We start from the raw sequence: 22,822 nt of genomic DNA on the forward strand, positions 1-22,822 counted from the left end.
CACTGAGGTCGGCGTCATAGCTCGGAGTAGTTTGAACACGTGGAACGGAGTGCCGCTGCGTCGACTCCAACACAGGTTCAGTTTTCGACCACGACGACAGCGCCACGCATACCCATCGTTCGGTGAGGTTCGCAGACGTAGCGGTAGGTTCCCACGTCGTCGAACCGGAGGGTGTAGCGGTGGCCGGCGTCAGCGACGAGTGGTCCGCTGTCGAACGCATCGTCTTCGGAGACGACGTTGTGACCGCCGCCGTTGCCCGTCCACTCCCAGACGACCGTCGTCTCGGGAGAGACAGCGACTGCGGCCGGGCCAAACCCGAGGGCACCCATGTTACCCTTCACGCCGACGTGAACGAGTACCTCCGCCTCACCCCGGTGGTCAACAGTGCCGTCGTAGTTGCTGACGTTCTCGAACCAGTCGCCGTACTCCGGTTCGACAGGGAGCGTCGATTCAGTCGTCTCTGGAGACGGTGACTCGCCAGCCCCTGCTGCGACACAACCGGCGAGTGTCGTGAGGGCCAGCAGTCCCGCAGTCCGAAGGTAGTTACGCCGGTCCACGTCTCGTCACCTCCGCAGACAGTCTCGATGCAGACGTGTGTCGTGTTTCGACCACGAAGAGATAGCCGAGCACCACGATGAGTGCGATTTGCACGGCTTTGTCGAGAACGCCGAGCCAGAGCGGCCCCATCGGGAACAACAGGTACCCGACTATCTGAGACGCCGTGAACAGCATGCCGGCCACGTACAAGGGCCGGCGGTGGCGCGGCAGCACGACGAACAGTGCGATTGCGCCCAGGAACCCGACACCAGCGAACAGGAAGGGAAGCCAGTCGTCGGTGACGTACAGGGAGAGATGGATCACACCGGTGATGGCTGCCAGACCGATGGCAGTCCAGTGGATCGGGGTCAGTTCAGTGTTCGTGTTCGACGTGATTGTCGTCGATGCATAGGTAGATGACATACCAACTGATATATGGTTTTATGTAGAGATAATGATATTTAGCGCAACTATTTCACTAGCTTCGCAATAGTTGCCCACCACGCAACCCACTCAGATTGAGAGGGTATCGGCCGTCAGCGCAATCGAGTTCTCGATGTACTCGTCGATGGTTTTGTCTGCCCACGAGCGGATGGTTGGGTTCGTCGTCTCGATAACTGCAGCAGGGATGCCCTGGTCGTCGAAGGGAACCAAGAATGCGACTCCGTCTGCGACTCCGACCATCTGTGGGATGGTCCCTTCGTACAGATAGAGCCGTACTCGGTCGAACGACATCACCTCCGCGAATATGTCTGCTATCTCCGGGTCGGCGAAAGACTGGTCGAGTGTGTTTATGGTGAGAACCGATTCGACCACCTGGTCACCGGCAAGAAACTTCTCGATTCGTTCCAGATGGTCTTCGGGTGACCCCGGGGCAACTGTCGTACTCAGGAGTCGCAGGTGGTCGGCATCGTAGACGAGGTCCTCGACTCGGCGAACGTGTCGGAACGCATCGCCGGTCGTTGGCGTCGTGACGGTGGCGTCACCGAACAGACGAACGTCGAAGTCCATCTGTTCGGTGGGCAACAGCGAGATGACCTTCCCGAGGCGCTGGACGGTTTCGACTGTGTCCAGCAAGTCAGTGAACTCTTCTGCGACGAGTTCACCGAGTGCGGTGAGCGCGTACGTGCGACCGGTTTGTTCGACCCAATTACGCTCCTGAAGTGACCCGAGGACGCGACCGAGCGTCGGCTGAGAGATGCCTGTCTCGTCGTGGAGGTCGGGGCGAGACCATGGCCCCGACATGAGAGTCTGGAGCACCTCCACTCGGTGGGGGGACCGAGCGAGGAACTCTACGTCGTCGAGGGGGGTTTGGTTCGTCATTGACAAACAGTTGCGTAGTATTTCGACTGCAGAGAGCATAACCACAGCAGGTGTCAACTCACAGACGACCGACCGTACGCCGCTACTGGACGGCGCACCCTATCGACTGTTCCATCTCCACTGTGCCGGGTCTCCGTGCCATCCACTTCCGAAGGAGATTTTCCACCCCACACCAACCTCACGCCAATGAGTGACCTCGAACGAATCTGTTCGGTCGGCGACGTGCCTGCGGACACGACGTTTCTCTTTCGCGTTCGCGACGACGACGAGGTACGCGAGGCCATCCTCGTGCGAGACGACGGCGGAATCAAGGGCTGGTTGAACTACTGCATGCACCTGACGCACATCAAACTCGACAAGGGCTCTGGCGCGGAGATGCGCAACGGCGAGATAATCTGCGAGAACCACGGGGCGTACTTCGAGGCCGACACCGGATATTGCAACTACGGACCGTGTGAGGGTGCAGTTCTCGATGGACTGGACATCACCATCGACGGCGAGCACGTCTTCCTCTCGGACGACGATTTCTCCTTCGAGGCGACGGGCGGCATCGAAACCGACCCTGCTGACAGAACGTCGCGTTCGAACGTCGAGTTCTGACGTTTCGGTTGCGTCTACCCCTCGCTCACGGCTACGTTTCGTTCGCGGCTATTTTCCACTCGCGGCTACTCTCCACTCGCGTCGTTCCCGTAGTGCCGTCGTTCGACGTAGTCGTCGTACAGTCGTGAGAGGAGTTTCGTCACCGGGCCGTCGCCGACACCGATGCCATCGACCGTCTCCACGGGCCGGAGTTCCCACGTCGAATTGGTGAGGAACGCTTCGTTCGCGCCGCGCACGTCGTCTGGAGTGAAGCGCCGTTCACGAATCGGGATGTTCTCCTGTCGAGCGAGGTCCAAGACGACCCGACGGGTGATTCCGGGGAGCACTGGGCCGTCGAGACTCGGCGTACAGAGCGCCTCGTCGTCGACGAAAAACAGGTTGCTCGTCGCGCCTTCCGTGGCGTATCCGTCTGAATCGAGCATGAGTGCTTCGTCTGCGCCGGTGACACGGAGTTCGGTTCGGGCGAGGATGCCGTTGAGATAGTTGTGCGTCTTCGCCCGGGCGGGAATCGCGCGGTCTGGAATCCGGCGAGTGCGGACCGTCTGAACCGTCGCCGGACCGTCCCAGACGGGGTCTGACCCGCGACCACCGCGTGGGAGTGGTTCGACGATGACGACGACTCTGGGGTCCACGTCCTCGGCAGGGGTGAGGCGACCCGGTTGACTCCCGCGCGTCACCGAGAGTCGGACGTACGCCTCCGAGAGGTCGTTCGCGGCCAGTGTCTCGTCGATATGGCCTTTCAGGTCGTCGTCTGAGAGGCCGTGGGCCATCCCGAGAACGTCGCAGGTTTCGGCGAGACGGTCTGCGTGGGCCTCCCAGTGGAACACGTCGCCGCCGTACGCTCGAAGCGTCTCGAAGGCAGCGTCGCCGTAGAGAAACCCGCGGTCGGTGACGGGAATCGACGCCTCGTCGGCAGGGACGATGTCGCCATCCACGTAGTACAAGCGGTCCGAGTCGTCACTCATCGGTCAGTCTCCGGTTCCTGGGCGTGCCATGCATTCATCGCCGGCCCCTCGCCAGCGGCGAGCGCGACGAAGTTTCGAACGATAGCTTTCCCCGACTCCGTGAGGATGCTCTCGGGGTGGAACTGCACGCCGATGTGTGGTTTCTCGCGGTGGCGAACACCCATCACGACCTGCGTTTCGTCGGCATCCGTGTTGGGAGCATCGCTGCGAGCGCGCTCGTCGTCGACTGTCGACGCTGTGACGACCAACTCGTCTGGGATGTCGTCGAGTTCGACTGCGAGCGAGTGGTAGCGACCGACTTCGATTCGGTCTGGAAGGCCGGCGAAGAGTCCCTTCCCGTCGTGTTCGATGACCGATGGCTTCCCGTGGACGACTTCGGGAGCGTGGCCGACGTGCGCATCGAGTGCGGCACACAGCGACTGGTGGCCGAGACAGACGCCGAGCGTCGGGTAGGCGAGGTCACGAAACACCGAGATGGAGATACCCGCCTCGGCAGGCGTTCCGGGCCCCGGCGAGACGACGATTCCGTCGGGGTCGATGTCGCGTATGTCGTCGGTCGTCACGGCGTCGTTTCGGTAGACGACGACGTCGTCTGCGAACTCTCCGACGTACTGGACGAGGTTGTAGGCGAACGAATCGTAGTTGTCGACGACGAGGATGCGCGTCATCGGGCGGCCTCCACAGGTATCATCGGTCTGCCCTCACGGGCGTCATCGGTCTGCCCCCACGGTCATCTTCGCGCGCTCACCCAGTGCCTCGTCGATGGCGGTGATGAGCGCACGGGCCTTCGCCAGCGTCTCGTCGTACTCGCTGTCGGGGTCCGAATCGTGGACGATACCGGCACCGACTCGGAGGTGGTACTCGTCGCGGTAGCGGACGAGCGTCCGGATGACGATGTTCAACACCGCCCGGTCGTCGAACCCGATGGCGAACATGCTCCCGGTGTACGGCCCGCGTCGGGTCGATTCGAGTTCGTCGATAATCTGCATCGTTCGGGGCTTGGGCGCGCCGGTGATGGTCCCGCCGGGGAACACTGCCGCGATTGCGTCTGCGAGCGTCGTCCCCTCGCGTCGGCGGCCTTCGACCAGCGACACGAGGTGCATGACCTCGGAGTAGCGGTCGACCCGACGGTACTCGGTCACGTCCACCGACCCGTACTCCGAGACTTTCCCGAGGTCGTTTCGTTCGAGGTCGACGAGCATGGCGTGTTCTGCTCGCTCTTTTTCGTCGGTCGTCAGGTCGACTTCCAGCGCGTCGTCCTCTTCGGGTGTCGCACCCCGCCCCCGAGTACCAGCGATGGGTTCGGTGACGAGTCGGTCGCCATCGATTCGGAGTAAGAGTTCGGGACTGGCGCTCACGAGGTCGAGACCCGGAAGTTCGAGGAGTCCGGAGTACGGCGCGGGGTTGACTGCTCGGAGGGCAGCGTAGGCATCGACGGGGTGGACTGCGGCTGGCGCGACGAGCCGTTGCGAGAGGTTCGCCTGGAAGGTGTCGCCGTCGCGGATGTACTGCTTTGCCGCCCGAACTCGGTCGGCAAACACCGCGCGACCACAGTCACTTTCGAACGCTGCTTCGTGGGATTCGACAGGAGATTCGACTGGGTCTGGCGTCCCGTCGACTGCATCGATTGCGAGTGCAGTTGCTCTCTCGCGTGCGTCGTCGTACAATTCGTCGAGGTCGGCGTCTGCAGAGATTTTGGGGCAACACGTGACTCGAACCGTCGTCTCTCCCGCTGGCCGGGGTTCTTTCCACGATGCGACGAGGTCGTACAGGCCGAGTTGGAGGTGCGGGAGGTGTCGGTCGTCGGTCGTCTGTTCGGGGAGTGATTCGAGTTCGCGGGCGACGTCGTACGAGAGCCACCCGAACAGGCCGCACGGGTAGGGAACGTCGCACGACCCACGGACGAGCGTCTCTGCGTCTGTGAGACCTTCGAGGGCGGCGAGCGTCGGTGCGGTGTCGTCTCGGGAGACGGCCCCTGCCGAGACGGTCAGGCGCTCGGCCGGTTCGACACCGAACGCGCCCCACCCGGGTTGGCCACCGGTCGTCTCGTAGAAGAACCCGCCCGAGTCCCGACGGCTCCGCCGGTAGGCGTCGAAGGGGTCCGAAACCCTGACGCGAACTTCGACGGGGACGCGTGCACCGACGGGTGCGGTCCCGGCAGTCGCGCGAAAGTCGTCTCGGTCGGTGACGACGGTCGGTGCGGTCATTACTCGCACCAATCGTTGCGACAGGTAAACGGTTTCGTGATGTGTCAGCGGTTCTGTTTATGCTTCGTTCGCGCGGTCGATCCAGCGCTGGACCCGCTTCGGCGACACGTCGATTGCGTCGCCAACTTCGTCTGCGTCGGCGACGGCGAGGTCGTCGACCGTCTCGATGCCGATTTCGGTGAGTCGGTCGGCGTAGGCCGGGCCGATTCCGCGAATCATATCGACAGATACCGATTCAGATTCGTCAGCGTCTGCGGTATCGTCGTCAACTTCGGTTTCTTCTTCCTCAGGAACCTCTTCGGCTTCTTCAGCTTCTTCTTCTTCAGGAACCTCCTCGGCTTCTTCAGCTTCTTCTTCTTCAGGAACCTCCTCGGCTTCCTCAACTTCTTCTTCTTCAGGAACCTCCTCGGCTTCCTCAACTTCTTCTTCTTCAGGAACCTCCTCGGCTTCCTCAACTTCTTCTTCTTCAGGAACCTCCTCGGCTTCCTCAACTTCTTCTTCTTCAGGAACCTCCTCGGCTTCTTCAGCTTCTTCTTCTTCAGGAGCCTCTTCAGCTTCCTCAACTTCTTCTTCTTCAGGAGCCTCTTCAGCTTCTTCAGCTTCTTCTTCGTCTTCGACTGCAGGCGCTTCCTCGGCCGTCTCTTCGACCGGTTCTTTCACTGCTGCTTCAGTCTCGACGTGTGCGGTCCCACTTCTATCGCGCGCTTCTCGCTCTTTCGTAACAGTCGCACGCTCGTCACGTCCACTCGATTCGGAGGAGGACTTGTCGCCACCAAGGAGCGATTTCAGGAACGACGAGATACTGTCAAGTAAGCCCATATTGGTTTGTTCTATGCAACCCCGTTATTTAAAAACCGGCGGCCTCACCCGATAGAAAGGTGGTCCCGAAGCGCGGCGTTCATCACTTCGACCGGTGCATCGACGCCAGTCCATAGTTCGAACGCCTCCACGCCCTGCAGCAACAACATCCACGCACCATCGATAGTGACGCCACCCGCGTCGGCCGTTTCTCGGAGGAGTCTCGTCTCGATTGGTGTGTACACGGCGTCGAGAACGGCGAGGTCGGCGTGGAGATACGACGCCGGCACTGGCGTCTCGTCGGGTGCGTCCATGCCGACACTCGTCGCGTTGACGAGCACGTCGGCGTCGCAAACTCGGTCGAGTGTGTCTAATCCGCCACTGGTCGCACCGGGGACGACACTGGCCAGTTCGTCAGCGTTCGCGACGGTTCGATTGGCGATGTGGACCGTTGCACCGGCGTCTGCGAGCGCGAACGCGGCGGCGCGCCCTGCGCCACCCGCACCGACCACGACGGCAGCCGCCCCATCGAGTTCGACGCCGTGGCGGTCGAATGCACGAGTGACACCGGCGGCGTCGGTGTTGTACCCCGTCGGTTCACCACCGCCGAAGTCGATGGTGTTGACCGCCCCAATTCGCGCTGCGAGTGGGTCGGGTTCGACGAGTTCGAGAACGTCCTGTTTGAACGGTATCGTGACGTTCAGTCCGGCGATGCCGAGCGCGTCTGCGCCGGTGATGGCTGCGTCGATCGCCGACCGTTCGGGTTCGAAGGTGACGTATCGCGCATCGATACCGGTCGCTTCGTAGGCCGCTTCGTGCATCGGCGGCGACAACGAGTGCCCAACAGGGTTCCCGACGAGACCGTACACTTGCATGGACGGGTGGAGTCCCGCCGTCGATATAGTTCGCCCGCCCCCGTCGGATTCCGCCGCGACCCGAGTCGGTGCCGTGTCATATGCTGACGCTCGCTTTGTGTACCGGCGTACTTTTACTTCCGCGTCAGACTACCTCCGCGTATGTCGGCACTCGCAACCCTGGTTTCCGTCGATACCGCTATTCTTCTGGCAGGTATCGCCGCACTCTATCTCGGGGCAGAAGCACTCGTCGAGGGTGCGTCACGCCTCGCTATCGGGCTCGGTCTTCGCGCCGCAATCGTCGGTGTGACCATCGTCGCGTTCGCGACGACGACGCCCGAACTGTTCGTCGCCGTGTTGAGTGGACTGGGGTACAGTTCTGACCTCGGACTGGGTGCAATCGTGGGGTCGAACATCGCGAACATCGGCCTCGTGCTGGGTATCTCCGCACTCATCCAACCGATGGGCGTCTCGACGGCGACGCTCCGGCGTCACGTTCCGTTTATGATTGCTGCTGCCGTGGCGCTCGTCGTCCTCGGACTCGATGGGAACCTGAACGCGTACGATGGTGTCGCACTCCTCGTCATCCTCGTGGCGTTTACTGGCTTCTTGCTCTACCGCGCTCGCTCCACGAAAGCCGACGCTCTCGGTGTAGACGAACTCGATATCGACGACGAAGACGAGGTGTCCGCACGGTTCAAAGACGTCGCCTACCTCGGCCTCGGCCTCGTCTTGCTCTTCCTCGGGTCGAACTGGCTCATTCAGGGCGGGAAAGGCCTTCTCGAAGCGTACGGCTTCAGTACGCGATTTATCGGCCTGACGATTCTCGCGTTCGGGACGTCACTTCCAGAACTCGCGGCATCCGTCATCAGTGCGGTCCGCGGCGAGTCCGAGTTCAGTATCGGAAACGTCGTCGGGTCGAACATCTACAACGTCGTCGCCGTTCTCGGTATCCTCGCCATCATGGTCCCAGTGAACGTCCCAGCGCGAACCATCTCGCTGGACTTTCCGGCACTCCTCGCCTTCACGTTCGGCGTCATCGCCTTGATGCTCCGCAACCGTGACGTGTCCCGACTCGACGGGGGGATTCTCGTCGGTGGATATCTCGTCTTCTTCTGGCTCATCCTCCCGTAACGAGAGCGCTCACTCTTCACGGCGGGATTTTCTTCTCACAAATTTGAAACGCAAAAGCTACCGGCCTCCCAGTCACATCTGTAGCAACGATGGTACGACGACGACTGAGCCACCCGTTGGTCGCGGTGTTCGGCGCTGCGTTGCTCACAGTACCGTGGCTGGGGCTCCACACGCTGTTCGGCATCGAGCTACAGACTGCCGTCACTGTCGCGCTGAGCGGTATCGCAGTCCTCGGTGCGTCGTTCCTCCTCGCGTGGGGTGCCGAGACGGCGGAAGCGGACGTTCCACGCGCCTTCGCGCTGGCGATTCTCGCAGTCCTCGCTGTCGCCCCCGAGTACGCTGTCGACGCGCTCTACGCGTGGGAGGCCGGTATCAATCCGGGCACGCCAGAGTCTGCAGAGGCCGCCAGTCTGGCCGTCGCCAACATGACCGGAGCGAACCGAATCCTCATCGGCATCGGCTGGTCCGCAATCGCGCTCTTCACCGTTTTCCGGGCGCGTGACACCGGGGACAAAGCAGTCGAGAACCGACCCGGGTTCCTCGCGGACGCCGTCCGCCTCGACAAGGACATCTCGACAGAGATTCTGTTCCTCTTCGCGGCGACGGTGTTCGCATTCTTCGTCCCGCTCGGCGGTGGCATCGGCGCGTTCGACATGTTCGTCCTCGTCGGTCTCTACGTCTCGTACATCCTCGTCGCGTTGAACTCCCCCCACAAACACGATGAGCAGATTGGCGTCCCCGCGTATCTGCAATCGTACGTCAAACCGAAACGCATCGCCACGACACTCACGCTCTTCGTCTTTTCTGGCTTCGTCATTCTCGTCGCCGTCGAACCATTCGCTCACGGTCTCGAAGAACTCGGCACCGCCGTCGGCATTCCGCCTTTCTTGATGATTCAGTGGGTCGCGCCACTCGCGAGTGAGAGCCCCGAACTCATCGTCGTCGCCTATCTCGTCAACAAGGCGCGGTCTACCGCCGGGTTCAACGCGCTCATCTCGTCGAAGCTCAACCAGTGGACGCTCCTCATCGGGACGCTCGTCCTCGTCTACAGTCTCTCGCTCGGTTACTACGCCCCGCTTCCCCTCGACACGCACCAGATGGGTGAAATCTGGCTGACTGCGGCACAGAGCTACTTCGCCATCGCCATTCTCATCACGCTCGCTATCAGCGTTCGTGAGGCACTGGTTCTCCTCGGACTCTTCTTCGCCCAGTTCGTCTACGCTGTCACTGGGACGACAGTCTCGCTCACTATCCCTCCCCTCGGACTCGTGACGTTCGACGGAACGACGTCACTCATCGCTTTCGCTGTTATTTACATGGTGCTCGGGACGGTGCTGTTCCTCGTCAGATGGCGGCAACTGATATCGGTCGCAAAACGGTCAGTTCGACGGGTCAGAGGGGATTTCACCGACCCACCAGGCGACACTGTCGCCCCCGCCGAAGACTGAACGACCCGGCCGCTGAACGACCCCGCCGAAGACTGAACGACCCGGCCGCTGAACGACCCCGCCGAAGACTGAACGATCCGACTGCCGGAGAGTGAACTGACCGGTCGCCGGTTCCGACGCTCTTTTCGCCACCCTCAGCGACTCACGAGTCGTGATTGGAATCGTCGTCAGCCGCGCCGACAGCGCATCGGTTCACATCGGTGAGCACCTCTTGTCGCTCGCTGACTGGGACGTACAGACAGACGACGAGCGGTCGGACGCCGATGGTGGTGGGACAGTCTACCGACGTGACGGGTTCGAACTCCGCGAGTTCGACGACTTACACATCTATCTCGACGACCCTGTCGAGGCGTTTTCTGCTGACCTCGACCTGCTCGTCGTCGTCTCTCGGCACTCCGGTGAGACGGGGCCACTGCTGACCGCACACTTCACTGGGAACTTCGGCCCCGCCGAGTACGGTGGTGAATCCGGACAGTTCGCTCGTGCCTGCCCGAACGCACAACGCGCCGTCGTCGCGGCCCTCAGAAACCACGCCCCAGCGGGATACGACGTTGGAATCGAAGCGACGCACCACGGCCCGACTGAACCAACCGTCCCTTCGATGTTCGTCGAACTCGGGAGCGGCGAGAACGAGTGGGACGACCCGGACGGTGCGCGTGCCGTGGCGGCCGCCGTCCTCGACATCGAGGGTGTCGAGCCCGATACGCACCGACAACTCGTCGGGTTCGGTGGCGGGCACTACGCACCACGGTTCCTTCGCGTCCTCGAAGACACGGACTGGTGCATCGGGCATATCGCCGCCGACTGGCAACTGAAGGCGATGGGCGACCCAGACGCGAATCGAGGCGTCATTCGTCGCGCGTTCGACGCGTCGGCGAGCGATATCGCGCTCGTCGATGGGGACCGTGACGAACTCGCGGCCGTCCTCGACGACGAGGGGTACCGAGTCGTCTCCGAGACGTGGGTTCGCGAGACTGCTGGCGTCCCACTCGAACGCGTTCGCGAACTCGAATCTGACATCACGCGAATCGAAGACGGCCTCAGGTTCGGCGCGGATGTCGACGCCGAGTCGTACGAGACTGTCTCGCTCCCAGACGGCCTGCTGGGCGAGGCACAGGGCATCGACCTCGACGCGGCACTCGACGCCGTCACAGCGACGACAGTTGCCTTCCACACGACCGAAGGCGGAACGCGCGCCCTCGGACGCGCCGCAGTCACTGGCGACAACTACGACCAACTCGTCGAGCGCCTCTGTGAGATTCTCCGTCGAAAGTACGACACTGTCGTTCGTGAAGACGGTCACGTCACCGCGAGCGTGAGCGCGTTCGACCCTGCGGCCGCCCGAGACCGTGGCGTCCCCGAGGGGCCGGCGTTCGGTAAACTCTCGTCTGGGCAGCCAGTCGACGTCGATGGGACGACGATAACCCCCGCGGACGTCTCGCGCGAGCGGGTTATCGAGTTCACAGTTTGACTCAGATAGTCATCAGTTAGCTGCAATCTCCCGGTTTCCCCGGAGAAAATGTCATTGAATACCAATTAAATGCCCCGAATATCGTCAATGTCAGACGCATGTCTGACACAAGGGGGAAAGATAATTAGTCATCCTCGTAAACCATCTGCTCAAATATGGACTCAATCGTCGACGACGCAATCGATGAGGCCGAGGACATGGGGGATGGGGCGACCGACGTCGGCGGCCCAGAGAACATCAACCGGTCTGGTACGATGACTGATGACGAGTTGAAAGCGGTTCTCAAGGACCTACAGACCAACATTACGGTGGTCGGGTGCGGTGGTGCGGGTGGCAACACCGTCAACCGAATGCACGACGAAGGCATCAAGGGAGCCAAACTGGTCGCCGCGAACACCGACGTGCAGCACCTCGTCGAAATCGGGGCTGACACGAAGATTCTCATGGGCGAGCAGAAGACCCGTGGCCGTGGTGCAGGGTCGCTTCCGCAGGTGGGTGAAGAGGCCGCACTCGAATCGCAAGAGGAGATTTACGACGCCATCGAGGGCTCTGACATGGTGTTCGTCACGGCCGGCCTCGGCGGCGGAACCGGGACTGGCTCTGCCCCCGTCGTCGCCAAGGCGGCACGCGAATCCGGCGCGCTCACGATCGCGATCGTGACGACGCCGTTCACGGCAGAAGGCGAAGTTCGACGCACGAACGCCGAGGCGGGTCTCGAACGTCTTCGCGACGTCTCTGACACCGTCATCGTCGTGCCGAACGACCGCCTGCTCGATGCCGTCGGGAAACTCCCCGTTCGGCAGGCGTTCAAGGTCTCTGACGAAGTGCTGATGCGCTCTGTCAAGGGTATCACCGAACTCATCACCAAGCCCGGCCTCGTCAACCTCGACTTTGCCGACGTGAAGACGGTCATGGAACGTGGTGGCGTCGCCATGATTGGTCTCGGTGAGTCCGACTCGGAGTCCAAGGCTCAGGAATCTGTGAAGTCTGCGCTGCGCTCTCCGCTTCTCGACGTGGATATCTCCGGTGCAAACTCCGCGCTCGTCAACGTCACTGGTGGGACGGACATGAGCATCGAAGAGGCAGAAGGTGTGGTCGAGGAGATTTACGACCGCATCGACCCCGACGCCCGTATCATCTGGGGGACGTCCGTCGACGACGAACTCGAAGGCATGATGCGGACGATGATCGTCGTCACCGGTGTCGAGTCGCCGCAGATTTACGGGCGAAACGGGCAGGTCCAACAGCAGGCCCAAGAACGCCTCGAAGACATCGACTACGTCGAGTAATCGACGCCGGACCGCGACTTCGACGAGACGGCATCGTCAGTCGCGAACACGCCCGTTTTTTGCGTTCGACCGTCGTGCCAGAGTCGTGAGTACTCAGCAGTCTGCATCAATAGATAGAAAAAGCCGGCCGTCTTAGCCCCCACCAACATGGACGTCAAGTACGATCTGAACAGTTACGTTCGCGTGCTGAAACTCGCGAGCACACCCTCCTGGCAGGAGTTCTCACAGATCTCCAAAATCGCCGGTGCGGGTATCTTCCTCGTCGGGTTGCTCGGCTTCATCATCTTCGCGGTCATGAGCTTCCTCCCCGGGGGCGTCTGAGATGCCAATCTTCGCCGTAAAGACGACCGCTCGACAGGAGCGAACGGTCGCGGACATGATCGCCACGAAGGAGTTCGCGGAGATTCACGCCGTCTTGGCTCCCGACTCACTGACGAGTTACGTGATGGTCGAAGCAGACTCCGACGCCATCGTTACCCGCGTCCTCGAAGAGATTCCGCACGCCCGTGGCCTCGTCGAGAGCGGTGGGATGGTCGGCACCTCCAGCATGTCCGAAGTCGAGCACTTCCTCTCGCCGACGCCGGACGTCGAAGGGATTGCAGAGGGAGACATCGTCGAACTCATCGCTGGGCCGTTCAAAGGCGAGAAGGCGCGCGTCCAGCGCATCGACGAGACGAAAGACCAGGTCACCGTCGAACTCTACGAGGCGACGGTCCCGATTCCGGTCACCGTCCGCGGCGACCAGATTCGCGTCCTCGACTCCGAAGAGCGATAATCTCGCGTTCGGTCCGTTTTTCTTCTCTCTTCGCGTCGCACGACCACCACAGACGAGCGACGGGGTCGGTTCAGCGAGGGTGCAGGTTACAGCGCACCTTGTTCACGGAGCGTCTGGACGACGTTGTTGAGATTTGCCTCCTTTTCGACAGTCGATTTGACGTCTTCTCGGATACGGACCGCCGTCGAGTCCGCTTCGTACGCCCGGACGAACTCCGCGCGCGTGTGTTCGTCGAACGCGTGACGAATCGCGAAGTATCCCTCGGGGACGATGGTTCCACACACTTTACACTCGTGTCGTTCGTGTTCCGTCGTCTGGTGGATGATGACGCTTTCGACGTCTTCGAAACGTCCACCGCACCCTTCGACACCGCACTTCCACCTGGACATATTCTCCCCGACGGACCTAGGGGACAAAACCGTTTCTTCGGTCTATTTGCGTCGTAGAACTGACATCCCCCATCGTAGACGGCGGGATTCTCTCTTGCAGAAAGATAGCAACCACTAACTATCATCTACCCGGAGGTGGTCGTGTGACCGCGAGCACGACGACTCGGGTAGACATGCACGTGAAGATTCTCGACGAGCGGGTCGTCTCGCGTGCGAAAGCCCGGGGCATCGACGTACTGGTATACGCTCCCCACTTCGTCCGTCTCCCCACCATCCGTGCTCGTGCCGAACGATTTTCTGACGACGAACTCCTCGTCGTCCCCGCGCGTGAGGTGTTCACCGGCGCGTGGAACGACCGCAAACACCTCCTCGCAATCGGACTGTCGGACCCGGTCCCCGACTTCATCACACTCGATGGCGCACTCGACGAGTTCGCGCGACAGGAAGCGGCGACGCTCGTTCCCCACCCGGAACTCCTCACGGTGAGTCTCACCGCCGACGACGTCGCCGAACACCGCGAATCCCTCCACGCCGTCGAGACGTACAACGCCAAAGCGTTCGCGCGCCACAACCGACGCGGCCGTGAAATCGCTCACGAGGTTGGCCTCCCGGGATTCGGGTCGTCGTACGCCCACCTTCGCGGAACGATTGGCGAGGCGTGGACCGAGTTCGACCGCGACATCGACTCGGAGGCGGACCTCGTCGACGCGCTTCGTGAGGGTGCAGACCGCCGCGTGAAACGACGTTCTGGCCTCTCGCACACACTTCGCGGCGCAATCGAATTCGCTCACCTCGGCTACGAGAACTCGTGGGGGAAAGTCGACCGATTGCTCCTGTCGGGGATGGAACCGACGCATCCGAACCACATCGCGTACGACGGTCGATTCGACGACGTGAGCGTCTACTGATTCTGCAACAATGGCGCAGGTGCCGAGTTAGAGTATCGCGCTGAAGGACGCTGCCGCCGCCGCGAGCGACACGTCGAGCGAAACGAGGTAGTAGTGGACGCCGGCGAGGACGGCGAGTTCAGCGACGGTCACGACGAGCGTCACGGAGTCGGCGTACTTCGAACTCGTCGCCACGCCCGTCGGCAAGTCGTACTCCTGCGGTGAGAGCGGGTAGAACAGCGCGATGCCGCGTTTCGATCCGACCATGTCGAGAACGTAGTGCGTGGCGACGCCAATCCAGACGAAGTGGAGATTGTTGAAGAATATCGGGAAGACGAGGAACGTAATCAACACAGGCAGGTTGTGGAGCGTCTTGCGGTGTTTCCCGAAGGCGGTGTCCACGTCGGGAAAGAGCGCACCGAGAACGACCGGAAGCGACAACTGCCCAATCTTCTCGGCGACGAGGAGGTAGTCCTCGGTGTTGTTCGGTTGGAACGTCCACGGGTCCACACTGAGAATGACACCGAGGCCAAGCGCGAGCAGGATGGCGTTGAGTACGTGTCCCTTCTTGTTCATGCGCTGAAACTGACCTGCCGGGTTACAAAGCTTTCCCAGTAAATCGGCCGACTGCGCTCCCTCCTCGTCGTAAGTGTCCGCGCCGTCTCAGCCGTCGCCGCGTTCGCCGACCGACGCCACTTCCTCGATGAGTACCGCCAGCGCCCCACGTGCAATCTGTTCTTTGACCTGCGTTCGCGACCCGTCGTACTCGAACCGTTCGACGCGTGTATACGACGCTTCGGACCCCCACGGGGCGGCGAAGGCCACACCGACGAAGACGGTTCCCACGGGTTTGCCGGGGAGCGCCCCACCCGGTCCCGCGATGCCCGTCGTTGCCACTCCCCACGTCGTGTCGGCAACGTCGCGGACGCCGGCGGCCATCTCGCGCGCAACTGGTTCCGAGACGGCACCGAACTCGTCGAGTGCTTCTCGCGAGACGGCCAGTTCGTGGCGCTTGGCGTCGTACGAGTAGACGACGAGCGAGCGGTCGAAGTAGTCGCTCGACCCCGGCACGTCGGTGAGGAGCGACCCGACGAGGCCGCCGGTACAGGACTCCGCGACGGCGACGGTGTGGCCCGCGTCGCGGAGGGCGTCGCCCGCGCGTTCTTCTTCAGGTGGGTCGGATGCGAACTCGCGCATACGCCAGCCATCGCTCGGGGACGACAAAAACCCGGGCGGCGAGTCGGTGTCGTCGTCTCGCGTACACGACACGTCGCGCGAGCTTCCGATACCGAGAAGTACACAAACCAGCGCCGTTTCGGGTCCCACATGGACATCGACGTGGAGCCGACTGACCGCCCCGAGGAGACGGACGACGCTGGCGACGACGGACCAGCGGAGATAGAAGTCGAAGTCACCGACCCCGAAACGACGACGACTGACCGCGCGGGTCTGCCACGCGGTATCGACGCGCCGGACTACGTCCTCTACGGCGGCAAAGGCGGCGTCGGAAAGACAACGATGGCGGCGGCGACGGCACTCGCCAGCGCGGCCGATGGAACGTCGACGCTCGTCGTCTCGACCGACCCCGCACACTCGCTGTCGGACACGCTCGGCGTCTCGCTCCACGGCGAACCGTCGAGAATTAAGGAGGACATCCCCCTCTACGCCGCCGAAATCGACCCCGATTCCGTGATGGAAGGCCCGTTCGCGGGCGCGGGCGACACCCCCGCAGACGAGACTGAGTACGACACGAACGAGTACGACGACGACAACCCGTTCGTCGGCGACGATGGAGGGGACTCGCCGTTCGGCGGTATGGGTGACGCGATGGGTGGATTCGAGGACTTGCTCGGTGGCGACGGGCCGATGGGAATGGGCGGTCCGATGCCCGGCGCGGACGAAGCGGCGGCGATGCAACAACTGCTCGAATATCTGGACGACCCGCGGTTCGACCGTGTCGTCATCGACACCGCGCCGACCGGCCACACGCTCCGACTGCTCGAACTCCCCGAGATGATGGATTCGATGCTCGGTCGTATCGTCCGCATGCGCGACCGATTCTCGGGGATGATGGACAACATCAAGGGGATGTTCGGCGGCGGCCCAAACGACCCGCAGGCAGGCATGGCCGACCTCGACGAACTCAGAGAGCGCATCGAGCGACTCCGGGCCGTCCTCCGCGACCCCTCGAAGACGGATTTCCGCGTCGTCATGATTCCCGAAGAGATGAGCGTCGTCGAGTCGAAACGGCTCGTCGCCCGCCTCGACGAGTTCGGCATTCCGGTCCAGACGCTCGTCGTCAATCGCGTCATGGAGAACGTCGACGACGTCGCCGACGTGGACTCGTCGTGGTTCGAGTCACCGGACCTGGAGAACTGTGGCTTCTGCCAGCGCCGCTGGAAAGTCCAGCAGGATGCACTCCGCTCCGCGACAGACCTCTTCCGTGGTCGTGACGTCAAACGAGTTCCGCTGCTCGCGGACCAGGTACAGGGAGAAGACGCCCTCCGCGTCGTGGCGTCCTGTCTCGACTAAGCCGCGTCCTGTCTCGACGAGGGCCGGGAACGCGAAAATCGATAAAAAACGGTCGTCGTGCGGTTTTCAGGGGAGTTTTCGAGCGAATTCGAACAGCGTGTCACGCCACGAGTCGGGGAGAAACCGACCGAGGACGGTGACGCGAGCGACGGTTCCGGGCTGGTACCGTGCGTGTGGTTTCGTCGAACTCGCAGCGTCGACGATGTCGTCTGCGACGCGTTCTGGCGGAATTGCACCGGGCATAGTTCCGCCGAGTGCGTCTCTGTCCTCGAAGAGTTTGTAGAACTTCTCGTAGGCACCCGAGCGCTCGATGCCGTCCTGTTCTTCGCCGCCGTTGACCTCCGCTTCGACGCGGTCTGCGAACTGCGTCTCGACCGGCCCGGGTTCGACGAGGACGGCGTCGATGCCGTACTCCTCGACTTCGGCGCGAAGCGCGTCGGTCATCGCTTCGAGGGCGAACTTCGACCCCGCGTAGACGCCGCCGCCGGGGAACGAGACGCGCCCGACGACGCTGGAGACGTTGATAATCGTCCCGTCGCCCTGCGACCGCATGTGGGGCAAGACGGCGCGAATGAGTCGGTGCGGTCCGTAGACGTTCACGTCGAACTGCTTGTGGACCATCTCGGTCGGCACGTCTTCGAGGGGGCCCATCTGGCCGTAGCCTGCGTTGTTGACGAGACAGTCGATTCGTCCCTGTTCGTCGACGATGCGGTCGACGACGCGGTCGACGTCTCCCTGGTCGGTCACGTCGAGCGTCGCGATGTTCGCACCGCGTTCGCCCAGCGTCTCGATGTCCGCTGGGTTTCGGGCGGTGGCGTAGACCTCCCACTCCTCGTCGAGGAATCCGAGCGCCGAGGCGCGCCCGATTCCCGAGGAGCAACCGGTGATGAGGACCGTCTTTTGGTGCACGTCGGTAGGTCGAACCGTGCGCTGTTAAGTGTACGCGATTCGGCACGACCACTGGTCGCTCGAATGCCCGCCGACGGTGGCTACTCGTACTGTGCTTTCGCCTCGTCGGCGTACGCGTCAGCGAGACGCGTCGGTTCGGGGAGTTTGTAGTCACCGGAGAGACGCGAGACGAGGTCGACAGTCGTCTCCGCCGAGAGACGGTGACCGGGGCTCACGTACAGCGGGTTCACGATTGGCCGTGAGTCGTACTGTCGCGACTGGAACGCGTAGCCGATGACTGTGTCGGACGTTGCAGGATGGCCGCCGACAGCGTCCACCGAGTCGTCCGCTCGAATTGGAGTTCGCCAGCCTTCGGGGCGGCCGTCTACGTCTTCGTCGGGCGTGCCACAGAGGAGCGATTTAGCGACGCCGATGCTCGGAACGTCGCAGACGACGCCGATGTGGGTCGCGAGGCCGGCCTGTCTGAAGTGGATTCGTCCCGAGCCGTCGAAGACGAGGAGGTCTGGGTCGCTGTCGAGTTTCGCGAGCGCGTCGAGGATAGGCCCGCCTTCGCGAAACGAGAGGAGGCCGGGAATATACGGGAGCGTCAGTTCGGAAACGGCGTGGACGCGTTCGACGACCGAACCGCCACGGAGCACGACGACGGCACTCACCGCTCGGTCGTCGAGAAACGACTGGTCGATACCGGCGACGAGGGGCGGGTCTGAATCGGAGGTGAGCGTCGTCGTTTCGGGGTCCGCAAGCGAGACAGTCGTCGGGTCGAACGAGAGGTGGTCTTCGAAGACGGCAGTTTCAGCGACGCGGCGCTGGAGTGACTCCATCTCGGCCTTCGCGAGGCCGGGTTGTGGTGCGAGTTCTGGATGTGCCTGTCGCATCTCAGAAGCGGCCACGTCCGGGGCCACCGGGGCCACGACGCATTCCGCCGCCGATAGACATCTCCGACGGGACGTTCCGCTTGCCCTTTACCCGCTCGCCGTACGCGAGGCCGATGACAAGGCCGATGAGGTGGGCGAAGTGGGCGACTCCGTCGGCGCTTTGGTTGACGAAGAAGAACACCGAGATGCCGGCGAATCCAATGGTGAACAGCCACAGTGGGACGGGGAGGATGAAGTACAGATAAATCTTCAGCCCCGGGTTCAGGACGGTCAGGACGCCGAGGATGGCCATGATTGCCCCACTCGCTCCGACGACGGCGGTCGGGATGCCCGGCGACAGTACCATCGACGAGGCGATCTGTGCGAGTCCGGCGAGCATCCCGCTGACGAGGAACAGCACCGTGAACTTTCTCGACCCGATGTAGCGCTCGACTGGCGGGCCGAAGAAGAACAGCACGATGGAGTTGCCGACGATGTGGTAGAACCCACCGTGGGCGAAAATCGACGTCACCCACGTCCAGACGTACTCGGGGTGGACACTCGTGAGATAGAAGAGATTCGAGGTGAGGCCGCGGAATCCGAGCGACCCGAGGGTGAGCTGCGCGAGGAACGTGAGCCACATCAGTGCCAGGAACAGATACGTGACGTTCCCGCGGAAGTAGCTGAACACGCCCCCAGTCCCGGTGAGAGAGTCGAGGAGCCCGCTGCTGCTACGCTGATTGCTCACGGAGGAGTCGAACGAACTCTCGAAGACTCCTGCGGGGTCGTCCCAGTCTGACAGCCCCGTACAGTTGTGATTCTCGGGGAGGCGATGGTTGGAGCAGAACGTGCCGCCACACCGTGAACAGCGGTATGGCAGACTCTCGTCCGCGCCGCACACGTCGCAAATAGCCATTACCAACGCCTTGCGGCGGCGAGATAAAAAGGGGTTCCCTCCTGCGCGTCGTATCTGCACAGCTCGATGTGAGCGGCGAGCGGTGGGAGATGGCTCTCTGGGGGAGTCGTCACGCGATGTGTAGAAAGCTCAGGCGTCGTCTGTCTCGCTGTCCACCTCGTCGGCGGCGTCGCTCTGGGCGTCAGCAGGGGGCGTGAAGTTCGTCGGAACGACCGTCATGTGGTTCACTCCGAGACGGGGTTGTTTGGCTGCCATACTCAGTTGGACAGTGGGTGGCCACGGACAAATAATTACTCATGCGCATAATTTATCTGATGACGTGGTGGGATAACTGCGGCGTATGGGTAGTGCCGCCGGACGACAGTTTCGACTGATGAGTCTCGAAGCGCATCGCGAAATCCACGTGTCGATACCGGTTGCTGCTCCCCGTCTGTCCTGTCGATATCAGATGCTACCCCGTCTGCACAACGTCAAAAGAGAGAGTGAGAACTGTCGCTTACGCGAAGTTCTCTTCGTAGAGGTCCATCGCGTGTTCGATGGCGTCCTTCGCTGCCTGCTTGTCTTCCCATCCGAGCGTCTCGACTTCTTTGCCCGCTTCGAGGTTCTTGTAGGTCGAGAAGAACTCGTCAATCTCGTCCTGCAGTTGCTGTGGGATGTCTTCGAGATCCTCGATGTGGTCGTAGCGTGGGTCCTCAGTGGGGACGGCGATGACCTTGTCGTCCTGTTCGCCGTCGTCGTCCATCTTCATGAGCGCGACGGGTCGTGCTTCGATGACACAGCCGGGGAACGTCTGGTCTTCGACGAGAACGAGCACGTCGAAGGGGTCCTCGTCGTCGTAGTACGTCCGCGGCATGAAGCCGTAATCCGAGGGATAGTGAACGTTCGAGTGGAGTACACGGTCGAGAACGACACCGGGGATGTCCTTGTCGTACTCGTACTTGTTGCGCTCGCCTTTCAGGCATTCGACAACAGCGTAGATTTCGTCCGGTGCGTTCGGGCCGGTCTCCATGTCTTCCCAGAGATTCGCCATACTGAATCCATCCTCGAAACGGGCAAAAGTACTTTCGGGATTGCTCTCAAACTCCGGTTATCGAGCAGTGACCGGTCCTCGAACTGTGCTAGTGACTGTCCTGTGGATTTACCTGAAAACGGATATATTCTTCAGAGAATCCCAAGATGTACCTCTCCTTAAGCCCTAGATAATCTTCTAGTATGCCTCTACTAACAACCCTATCAAAACTACTGATATTCAGAATCTAATTCCTTTCCCCATATTCCGGCATAAATGTGCGCTTCCGTCGCATTCCCGCTATTCTGTGGGACTCGGCATTTATCAACCCAATGGCGCGTTGACAAAGTTTAAATAGGTAGATGACATTTCCACATCCATGTCAGAGGCACAAACTATTGGCAACAAATCCGGTGCGGCTCGGGACCTCACCGCGTTCCAACAAAATATCCTCGTCATCCTTGCCGAGGAGCCGATGTACGGGCTGGCAATCAAGCGACACCTCGAAGAGTACTACGACACCGAAGTCAACCACGGGCGTCTGTACCCCAACCTCGACGACCTCGTCGAGATGGGCCTCGTCGAAAAGAGCGAACTCGACAAGCGTACGAACCAGTACGAACTGACCGACGACGGCCTCGAGGCAGTCCTCGGCCGCTTCGACTGGATGCTCTCGAAGTTCGTCACCGACGACGAACGCGGCGAGATGGTTTCCGAGCTCATCGAAGCCAAACTGTAATCACGTAAAACCCCGGTTTCGCTCACTCGTATTCGGGCAATTCGGCGCCTGCGGCGTCGAACACGAATTCAAGCGATTCCGAAAGTATCGACCGCTGTTCAGTGGTCGGCCACGCATTGCGTGGATAATATTCTTTGACGAACTCACGAACCTCAGGAGCGCCAGCCGTCTCTATTCGCCGAACGTAGTGATTCCCGAGGAAATCTGCGAATGCGCGGGCGTTCGCGGCGTGGTCGGCACCGTGTTCGTCGGCAACGGCGTCGACGATGGCGGCGTTGTGTTCTTCGACGGTACTCCACTCGTGGTCTTCGCCCGTGCCCGACAGCGGTCGTTCTATCCCTCGGTCGACGTCGTCTATCTGTGCCGGGCGGACAGTCCCCTCGTCGTCGACCCACTCGGCCGGGTGGAGAACGAGCACGTCGTCTTCGTCGCGGTGGCGGGCGACGAAGTCGTACGGCTCGACGAATTCGTCTCGTGCCGAGAGATACATCTCACGTTCAGCTGGGTCGATGGCGTCGCGGGCCAACCGGGTCAGTCGCTCTGCTTCGTTTACTACCTCTTCGGGGAGTTCTGACTCAGGCATTATCGAGGGCCTCGTTGGCTAGAGAGTCTGCGCGGTCGTTTATCTCTCGCGGAACGTGTTCGAGCGACCAGCGGTCGAATTTCGTGAGCAACTCGTTTGCTTTCACGCGACGCTCACGGAGTCCGGGGTCGTTGGTCTTCCACTCGCCGCGGACCTGCTTGACGATGAGTTGGGAGTCTCCACGAACGTCGACTTCGTCGTAGCCGTACTCTGCGGCCACCGACAGCGCATGGATGAGTGCTTCGTACTCGGCGCGATTGTTGGTCGTCTTCCCGATGCGCTTCGAGCCTTCGGCGACGATTCCGTTACTCGTCACGATTGCCCAGCCAATCGCTGCCGGACCGGGATTTCCGCGACTCGCACCGTCGAAGTAGACGTGTGCCCGGCCTCCTTTCGGTTGCAAGATGGCCAGCAAATCTGCGGGGTTAGCCCCCTGAACGACGACTTTGTCGTCGTACGCGACTGCGCTGGCGTCTCCTCGCTCGGCACGCCAGCGTTCGTACTCGGTGTTGCCTGACTGTACGGCTACACCCGATTCTTCGAGTCGTCGTCGTGCTTCGTCGGGGTCACACTCGACCGTCGGCATACCTCCACCTCGCTTGG

The 22,822-nt window shown here is 61.8% G+C and carries 28 protein-coding genes; 10 read left to right on the top strand and 18 right to left on the bottom strand.

The genetic code is table 11. The annotated features are described in order from the left end of the window. Nucleotides 1-77: 77 nt before the first annotated feature. From ACK3SC_RS04375 to ACK3SC_RS04385, 3 genes are all read right to left on the bottom strand, one after another. Complete coding sequence (locus ACK3SC_RS04375; protein ID WP_416838899.1) at nucleotides 78-557, bottom strand: halocyanin domain-containing protein; 480 nt, start codon at nucleotides 555-557, stop codon at nucleotides 78-80. Further along, nucleotides 544-960 (bottom strand): hypothetical protein, encoded by a 417-nt coding sequence (locus ACK3SC_RS04380; RefSeq protein ID WP_416838900.1) that lies wholly within the window; start codon nucleotides 958-960, stop codon nucleotides 544-546. The genes ACK3SC_RS04375 and ACK3SC_RS04380 overlap by 14 nt, the downstream gene beginning before the upstream one ends. Before the next feature lie 90 nt (nucleotides 961-1,050). Further along, complete coding sequence (locus tag ACK3SC_RS04385) at nucleotides 1,051-1,860, bottom strand: helix-turn-helix transcriptional regulator (RefSeq protein WP_416838901.1); 810 nt, start codon at nucleotides 1,858-1,860, stop codon at nucleotides 1,051-1,053. 186 nt (nucleotides 1,861-2,046) lie between these two features. On the opposite strand from ACK3SC_RS04385, the gene ACK3SC_RS04390 reads away from it, so the two are divergent. Then, nucleotides 2,047-2,460 carry a Rieske (2Fe-2S) protein gene (locus ACK3SC_RS04390; protein ID WP_416838902.1) on the top strand — a complete coding sequence of 138 codons (414 nt, stop codon included), beginning with the start codon at nucleotides 2,047-2,049 and terminating at the stop codon, nucleotides 2,458-2,460. Between the two features lie 65 nt (nucleotides 2,461-2,525). Here the strand turns inward: ACK3SC_RS04390 and ACK3SC_RS04395 are convergent, their stop codons facing one another. Genes ACK3SC_RS04395 through ACK3SC_RS04415 form a run of 5 tightly spaced genes read right to left on the bottom strand, consistent with a single transcriptional unit; the run spans nucleotide 2,526 to nucleotide 7,305 of the window. Beyond that, complete coding sequence (locus ACK3SC_RS04395) at nucleotides 2,526-3,425, bottom strand: aminotransferase class IV (protein WP_416838903.1); 900 nt, start codon at nucleotides 3,423-3,425, stop codon at nucleotides 2,526-2,528. After that, on the bottom strand, nucleotides 3,422-4,093 hold the full coding sequence (locus tag ACK3SC_RS04400; RefSeq protein WP_416838904.1) for an anthranilate synthase component II: 672 nt from the start codon (nucleotides 4,091-4,093) through the stop codon (nucleotides 3,422-3,424). Before ACK3SC_RS04400 ends, ACK3SC_RS04395 begins: the two co-directional genes overlap by 4 nt. A gap of 42 nt (nucleotides 4,094-4,135) precedes the next feature. Next, the gene (gene pabB / locus ACK3SC_RS04405) at nucleotides 4,136-5,632 is read right to left on the bottom strand and encodes an aminodeoxychorismate synthase, component I (RefSeq protein ID WP_416838905.1); all 1,497 of its coding nucleotides are present in this window, start codon (nucleotides 5,630-5,632) and stop codon (nucleotides 4,136-4,138) included. A 57-nt stretch (nucleotides 5,633-5,689) separates the two neighbouring features. After that, a complete protein-coding gene (locus ACK3SC_RS04410) occupies nucleotides 5,690-6,451 on the bottom strand; it encodes a helix-hairpin-helix domain-containing protein (protein ID WP_416838906.1) in 762 nt (253 codons plus the stop codon). A 44-nt stretch (nucleotides 6,452-6,495) separates the two neighbouring features. Next, nucleotides 6,496-7,305, bottom strand: coding sequence for a shikimate dehydrogenase (locus ACK3SC_RS04415; RefSeq protein WP_416838907.1), 810 nt, complete (start codon nucleotides 7,303-7,305; stop codon nucleotides 6,496-6,498). Nucleotides 7,306-7,446: 141 nt separating this feature from the next. Between ACK3SC_RS04415 and ACK3SC_RS04420 the strand changes: the two genes are divergently transcribed. The 6 genes from ACK3SC_RS04420 to ACK3SC_RS04445 all read left to right on the top strand — a co-directional run bounded on the left by ACK3SC_RS04420 (nucleotide 7,447) and on the right by ACK3SC_RS04445 (nucleotide 13,401). Continuing rightward, nucleotides 7,447-8,418 carry a calcium/sodium antiporter gene (locus ACK3SC_RS04420; RefSeq protein ID WP_416838908.1) on the top strand — a complete coding sequence of 324 codons (972 nt, stop codon included), beginning with the start codon at nucleotides 7,447-7,449 and terminating at the stop codon, nucleotides 8,416-8,418. Between the two features lie 89 nt (nucleotides 8,419-8,507). Continuing rightward, the gene (locus ACK3SC_RS04425) at nucleotides 8,508-9,866 is read left to right on the top strand and encodes a sodium:calcium antiporter (protein ID WP_416838909.1); all 1,359 of its coding nucleotides are present in this window, start codon (nucleotides 8,508-8,510) and stop codon (nucleotides 9,864-9,866) included. Between the two features lie 151 nt (nucleotides 9,867-10,017). Next, nucleotides 10,018-11,337 carry a D-aminoacyl-tRNA deacylase gene (locus ACK3SC_RS04430; RefSeq protein WP_416838910.1) on the top strand — a complete coding sequence of 440 codons (1,320 nt, stop codon included), beginning with the start codon at nucleotides 10,018-10,020 and terminating at the stop codon, nucleotides 11,335-11,337. A 155-nt stretch (nucleotides 11,338-11,492) separates the two neighbouring features. Further along, nucleotides 11,493-12,626, top strand: coding sequence for a cell division protein FtsZ (gene ftsZ / locus ACK3SC_RS04435; RefSeq protein ID WP_416838911.1), 1,134 nt, complete (start codon nucleotides 11,493-11,495; stop codon nucleotides 12,624-12,626). A 147-nt stretch (nucleotides 12,627-12,773) separates the two neighbouring features. Next, a complete protein-coding gene (locus ACK3SC_RS04440) occupies nucleotides 12,774-12,947 on the top strand; it encodes a protein translocase SEC61 complex subunit gamma (RefSeq protein WP_004044219.1) in 174 nt (57 codons plus the stop codon). Between the two features lies 1 nt (nucleotide 12,948). Further along, nucleotides 12,949-13,401 carry a transcription elongation factor Spt5 gene (locus ACK3SC_RS04445; RefSeq protein WP_416838912.1) on the top strand — a complete coding sequence of 151 codons (453 nt, stop codon included), beginning with the start codon at nucleotides 12,949-12,951 and terminating at the stop codon, nucleotides 13,399-13,401. A gap of 86 nt (nucleotides 13,402-13,487) precedes the next feature. Here the strand turns inward: ACK3SC_RS04445 and ACK3SC_RS04450 are convergent, their stop codons facing one another. Next, nucleotides 13,488-13,790: a hypothetical protein gene (locus tag ACK3SC_RS04450; RefSeq protein WP_416838913.1), complete on the bottom strand. Its 303-nt coding sequence runs from the start codon at nucleotides 13,788-13,790 to the stop codon at nucleotides 13,488-13,490. A gap of 173 nt (nucleotides 13,791-13,963) precedes the next feature. On the opposite strand from ACK3SC_RS04450, the gene ACK3SC_RS04455 reads away from it, so the two are divergent. Beyond that, nucleotides 13,964-14,698: a PHP-associated domain-containing protein gene (locus ACK3SC_RS04455; RefSeq protein ID WP_416839936.1), complete on the top strand. Its 735-nt coding sequence runs from the start codon at nucleotides 13,964-13,966 to the stop codon at nucleotides 14,696-14,698. Nucleotides 14,699-14,725: 27 nt separating this feature from the next. On the opposite strand, the gene ACK3SC_RS04460 is transcribed toward ACK3SC_RS04455, so the two are convergent. Both ACK3SC_RS04460 and ACK3SC_RS04465 read right to left on the bottom strand, forming a co-directional pair. Further along, nucleotides 14,726-15,253: a metal-dependent hydrolase gene (locus ACK3SC_RS04460; RefSeq protein ID WP_416838914.1), complete on the bottom strand. Its 528-nt coding sequence runs from the start codon at nucleotides 15,251-15,253 to the stop codon at nucleotides 14,726-14,728. An 87-nt stretch (nucleotides 15,254-15,340) separates the two neighbouring features. Next, the gene (locus ACK3SC_RS04465) at nucleotides 15,341-15,874 is read right to left on the bottom strand and encodes a CinA family protein (RefSeq protein ID WP_416838915.1); all 534 of its coding nucleotides are present in this window, start codon (nucleotides 15,872-15,874) and stop codon (nucleotides 15,341-15,343) included. 129 nt (nucleotides 15,875-16,003) lie between these two features. Between ACK3SC_RS04465 and ACK3SC_RS04470 the strand changes: the two genes are divergently transcribed. Continuing rightward, nucleotides 16,004-17,209, top strand: a complete 1,206-nt coding sequence (locus ACK3SC_RS04470; protein WP_416838916.1) for an ArsA family ATPase — start codon at nucleotides 16,004-16,006, stop codon at nucleotides 17,207-17,209. Between the two features lie 66 nt (nucleotides 17,210-17,275). Here ACK3SC_RS04470 and ACK3SC_RS04475 read toward each other — a convergent pair whose 3' ends face one another. The 5 genes from ACK3SC_RS04475 to ACK3SC_RS04495 all read right to left on the bottom strand — a co-directional run bounded on the left by ACK3SC_RS04475 (nucleotide 17,276) and on the right by ACK3SC_RS04495 (nucleotide 20,918). After that, nucleotides 17,276-18,118, bottom strand: coding sequence for an SDR family oxidoreductase (locus ACK3SC_RS04475; RefSeq protein ID WP_416838917.1), 843 nt, complete (start codon nucleotides 18,116-18,118; stop codon nucleotides 17,276-17,278). Nucleotides 18,119-18,198: 80 nt separating this feature from the next. Then, entirely contained in the window at nucleotides 18,199-18,993 is a 795-nt protein-coding gene (locus ACK3SC_RS04480; protein WP_416839937.1) for an endonuclease V, read from the bottom strand. Between the two features lies 1 nt (nucleotide 18,994). Next, nucleotides 18,995-19,888 carry a rhomboid family intramembrane serine protease gene (locus tag ACK3SC_RS04485; RefSeq protein ID WP_416838918.1) on the bottom strand — a complete coding sequence of 298 codons (894 nt, stop codon included), beginning with the start codon at nucleotides 19,886-19,888 and terminating at the stop codon, nucleotides 18,995-18,997. A gap of 129 nt (nucleotides 19,889-20,017) precedes the next feature. Next, entirely contained in the window at nucleotides 20,018-20,143 is a 126-nt protein-coding gene (locus ACK3SC_RS04490) for a hypothetical protein (protein WP_416838919.1), read from the bottom strand. Nucleotides 20,144-20,384: 241 nt separating this feature from the next. Further along, nucleotides 20,385-20,918, bottom strand: coding sequence for an inorganic diphosphatase (locus tag ACK3SC_RS04495; protein ID WP_416838920.1), 534 nt, complete (start codon nucleotides 20,916-20,918; stop codon nucleotides 20,385-20,387). A 358-nt stretch (nucleotides 20,919-21,276) separates the two neighbouring features. Between ACK3SC_RS04495 and ACK3SC_RS04500 the strand changes: the two genes are divergently transcribed. Next, complete coding sequence (locus ACK3SC_RS04500) at nucleotides 21,277-21,636, top strand: PadR family transcriptional regulator (protein ID WP_416838921.1); 360 nt, start codon at nucleotides 21,277-21,279, stop codon at nucleotides 21,634-21,636. A 22-nt stretch (nucleotides 21,637-21,658) separates the two neighbouring features. Here the strand turns inward: ACK3SC_RS04500 and ACK3SC_RS04505 are convergent, their stop codons facing one another. After that, nucleotides 21,659-22,219 carry a rnhA operon protein gene (locus tag ACK3SC_RS04505; RefSeq protein ID WP_416838922.1) on the bottom strand — a complete coding sequence of 187 codons (561 nt, stop codon included), beginning with the start codon at nucleotides 22,217-22,219 and terminating at the stop codon, nucleotides 21,659-21,661. Next, a complete protein-coding gene (gene rnhA, locus ACK3SC_RS04510; RefSeq protein ID WP_416838923.1) occupies nucleotides 22,212-22,805 on the bottom strand; it encodes a ribonuclease HI in 594 nt (197 codons plus the stop codon). The genes ACK3SC_RS04505 and rnhA overlap by 8 nt, the downstream gene beginning before the upstream one ends. Nucleotides 22,806-22,822 lie beyond the last annotated feature (17 nt).

The organism is Haloferax sp. DFSO52 (genome assembly GCF_048158745.1).
Taxonomy (GTDB): Archaea; Halobacteriota; Halobacteria; order Halobacteriales; family Haloferacaceae; genus Haloferax.

Coding starts and splice junctions, on each gene's coding strand:
- ACK3SC_RS04380 (WP_416838900.1), bottom strand. CDS start 960: ATGTCATCTACCTATGCATCGACGACAATCACGTCGAACACGAACACT.
- ACK3SC_RS04385 (WP_416838901.1), bottom strand. CDS start 1,860: ATGACGAACCAAACCCCCCTCGACGACGTAGAGTTCCTCGCTCGGTCC.
- ACK3SC_RS04390 (WP_416838902.1), top strand. CDS start 2,047: ATGAGTGACCTCGAACGAATCTGTTCGGTCGGCGACGTGCCTGCGGAC.
- ACK3SC_RS04395 (WP_416838903.1), bottom strand. CDS start 3,425: ATGAGTGACGACTCGGACCGCTTGTACTACGTGGATGGCGACATCGTC.
- ACK3SC_RS04400 (WP_416838904.1), bottom strand. CDS start 4,093: ATGACGCGCATCCTCGTCGTCGACAACTACGATTCGTTCGCCTACAAC.
- pabB (WP_416838905.1), bottom strand. CDS start 5,632: ATGACCGCACCGACCGTCGTCACCGACCGAGACGACTTTCGCGCGACT.
- ACK3SC_RS04410 (WP_416838906.1), bottom strand. CDS start 6,451: ATGGGCTTACTTGACAGTATCTCGTCGTTCCTGAAATCGCTCCTTGGT.
- ACK3SC_RS04415 (WP_416838907.1), bottom strand. CDS start 7,305: ATGCAAGTGTACGGTCTCGTCGGGAACCCTGTTGGGCACTCGTTGTCG.
- ACK3SC_RS04420 (WP_416838908.1), top strand. CDS start 7,447: ATGTCGGCACTCGCAACCCTGGTTTCCGTCGATACCGCTATTCTTCTG.
- ACK3SC_RS04425 (WP_416838909.1), top strand. CDS start 8,508: ATGGTACGACGACGACTGAGCCACCCGTTGGTCGCGGTGTTCGGCGCT.
- ftsZ (WP_416838911.1), top strand. CDS start 11,493: ATGGACTCAATCGTCGACGACGCAATCGATGAGGCCGAGGACATGGGG.
- ACK3SC_RS04440 (WP_004044219.1), top strand. CDS start 12,774: ATGGACGTCAAGTACGATCTGAACAGTTACGTTCGCGTGCTGAAACTC.
- ACK3SC_RS04445 (WP_416838912.1), top strand. CDS start 12,949: ATGCCAATCTTCGCCGTAAAGACGACCGCTCGACAGGAGCGAACGGTC.
- ACK3SC_RS04450 (WP_416838913.1), bottom strand. CDS start 13,790: ATGTCCAGGTGGAAGTGCGGTGTCGAAGGGTGCGGTGGACGTTTCGAA.
- ACK3SC_RS04455 (WP_416839936.1), top strand. CDS start 13,964: ATGCACGTGAAGATTCTCGACGAGCGGGTCGTCTCGCGTGCGAAAGCC.
- ACK3SC_RS04460 (WP_416838914.1), bottom strand. CDS start 15,253: ATGAACAAGAAGGGACACGTACTCAACGCCATCCTGCTCGCGCTTGGC.
- ACK3SC_RS04465 (WP_416838915.1), bottom strand. CDS start 15,874: ATGCGCGAGTTCGCATCCGACCCACCTGAAGAAGAACGCGCGGGCGAC.
- ACK3SC_RS04470 (WP_416838916.1), top strand. CDS start 16,004: ATGGACATCGACGTGGAGCCGACTGACCGCCCCGAGGAGACGGACGAC.
- ACK3SC_RS04480 (WP_416839937.1), bottom strand. CDS start 18,993: ATGCGACAGGCACATCCAGAACTCGCACCACAACCCGGCCTCGCGAAG.
- ACK3SC_RS04485 (WP_416838918.1), bottom strand. CDS start 19,888: ATGGCTATTTGCGACGTGTGCGGCGCGGACGAGAGTCTGCCATACCGC.
- ACK3SC_RS04490 (WP_416838919.1), bottom strand. CDS start 20,143: ATGGCAGCCAAACAACCCCGTCTCGGAGTGAACCACATGACGGTCGTT.
- ACK3SC_RS04495 (WP_416838920.1), bottom strand. CDS start 20,918: ATGGCGAATCTCTGGGAAGACATGGAGACCGGCCCGAACGCACCGGAC.
- ACK3SC_RS04500 (WP_416838921.1), top strand. CDS start 21,277: ATGTCAGAGGCACAAACTATTGGCAACAAATCCGGTGCGGCTCGGGAC.
- ACK3SC_RS04505 (WP_416838922.1), bottom strand. CDS start 22,219: ATGCCTGAGTCAGAACTCCCCGAAGAGGTAGTAAACGAAGCAGAGCGA.
- rnhA (WP_416838923.1), bottom strand. CDS start 22,805: ATGCCGACGGTCGAGTGTGACCCCGACGAAGCACGACGACGACTCGAA.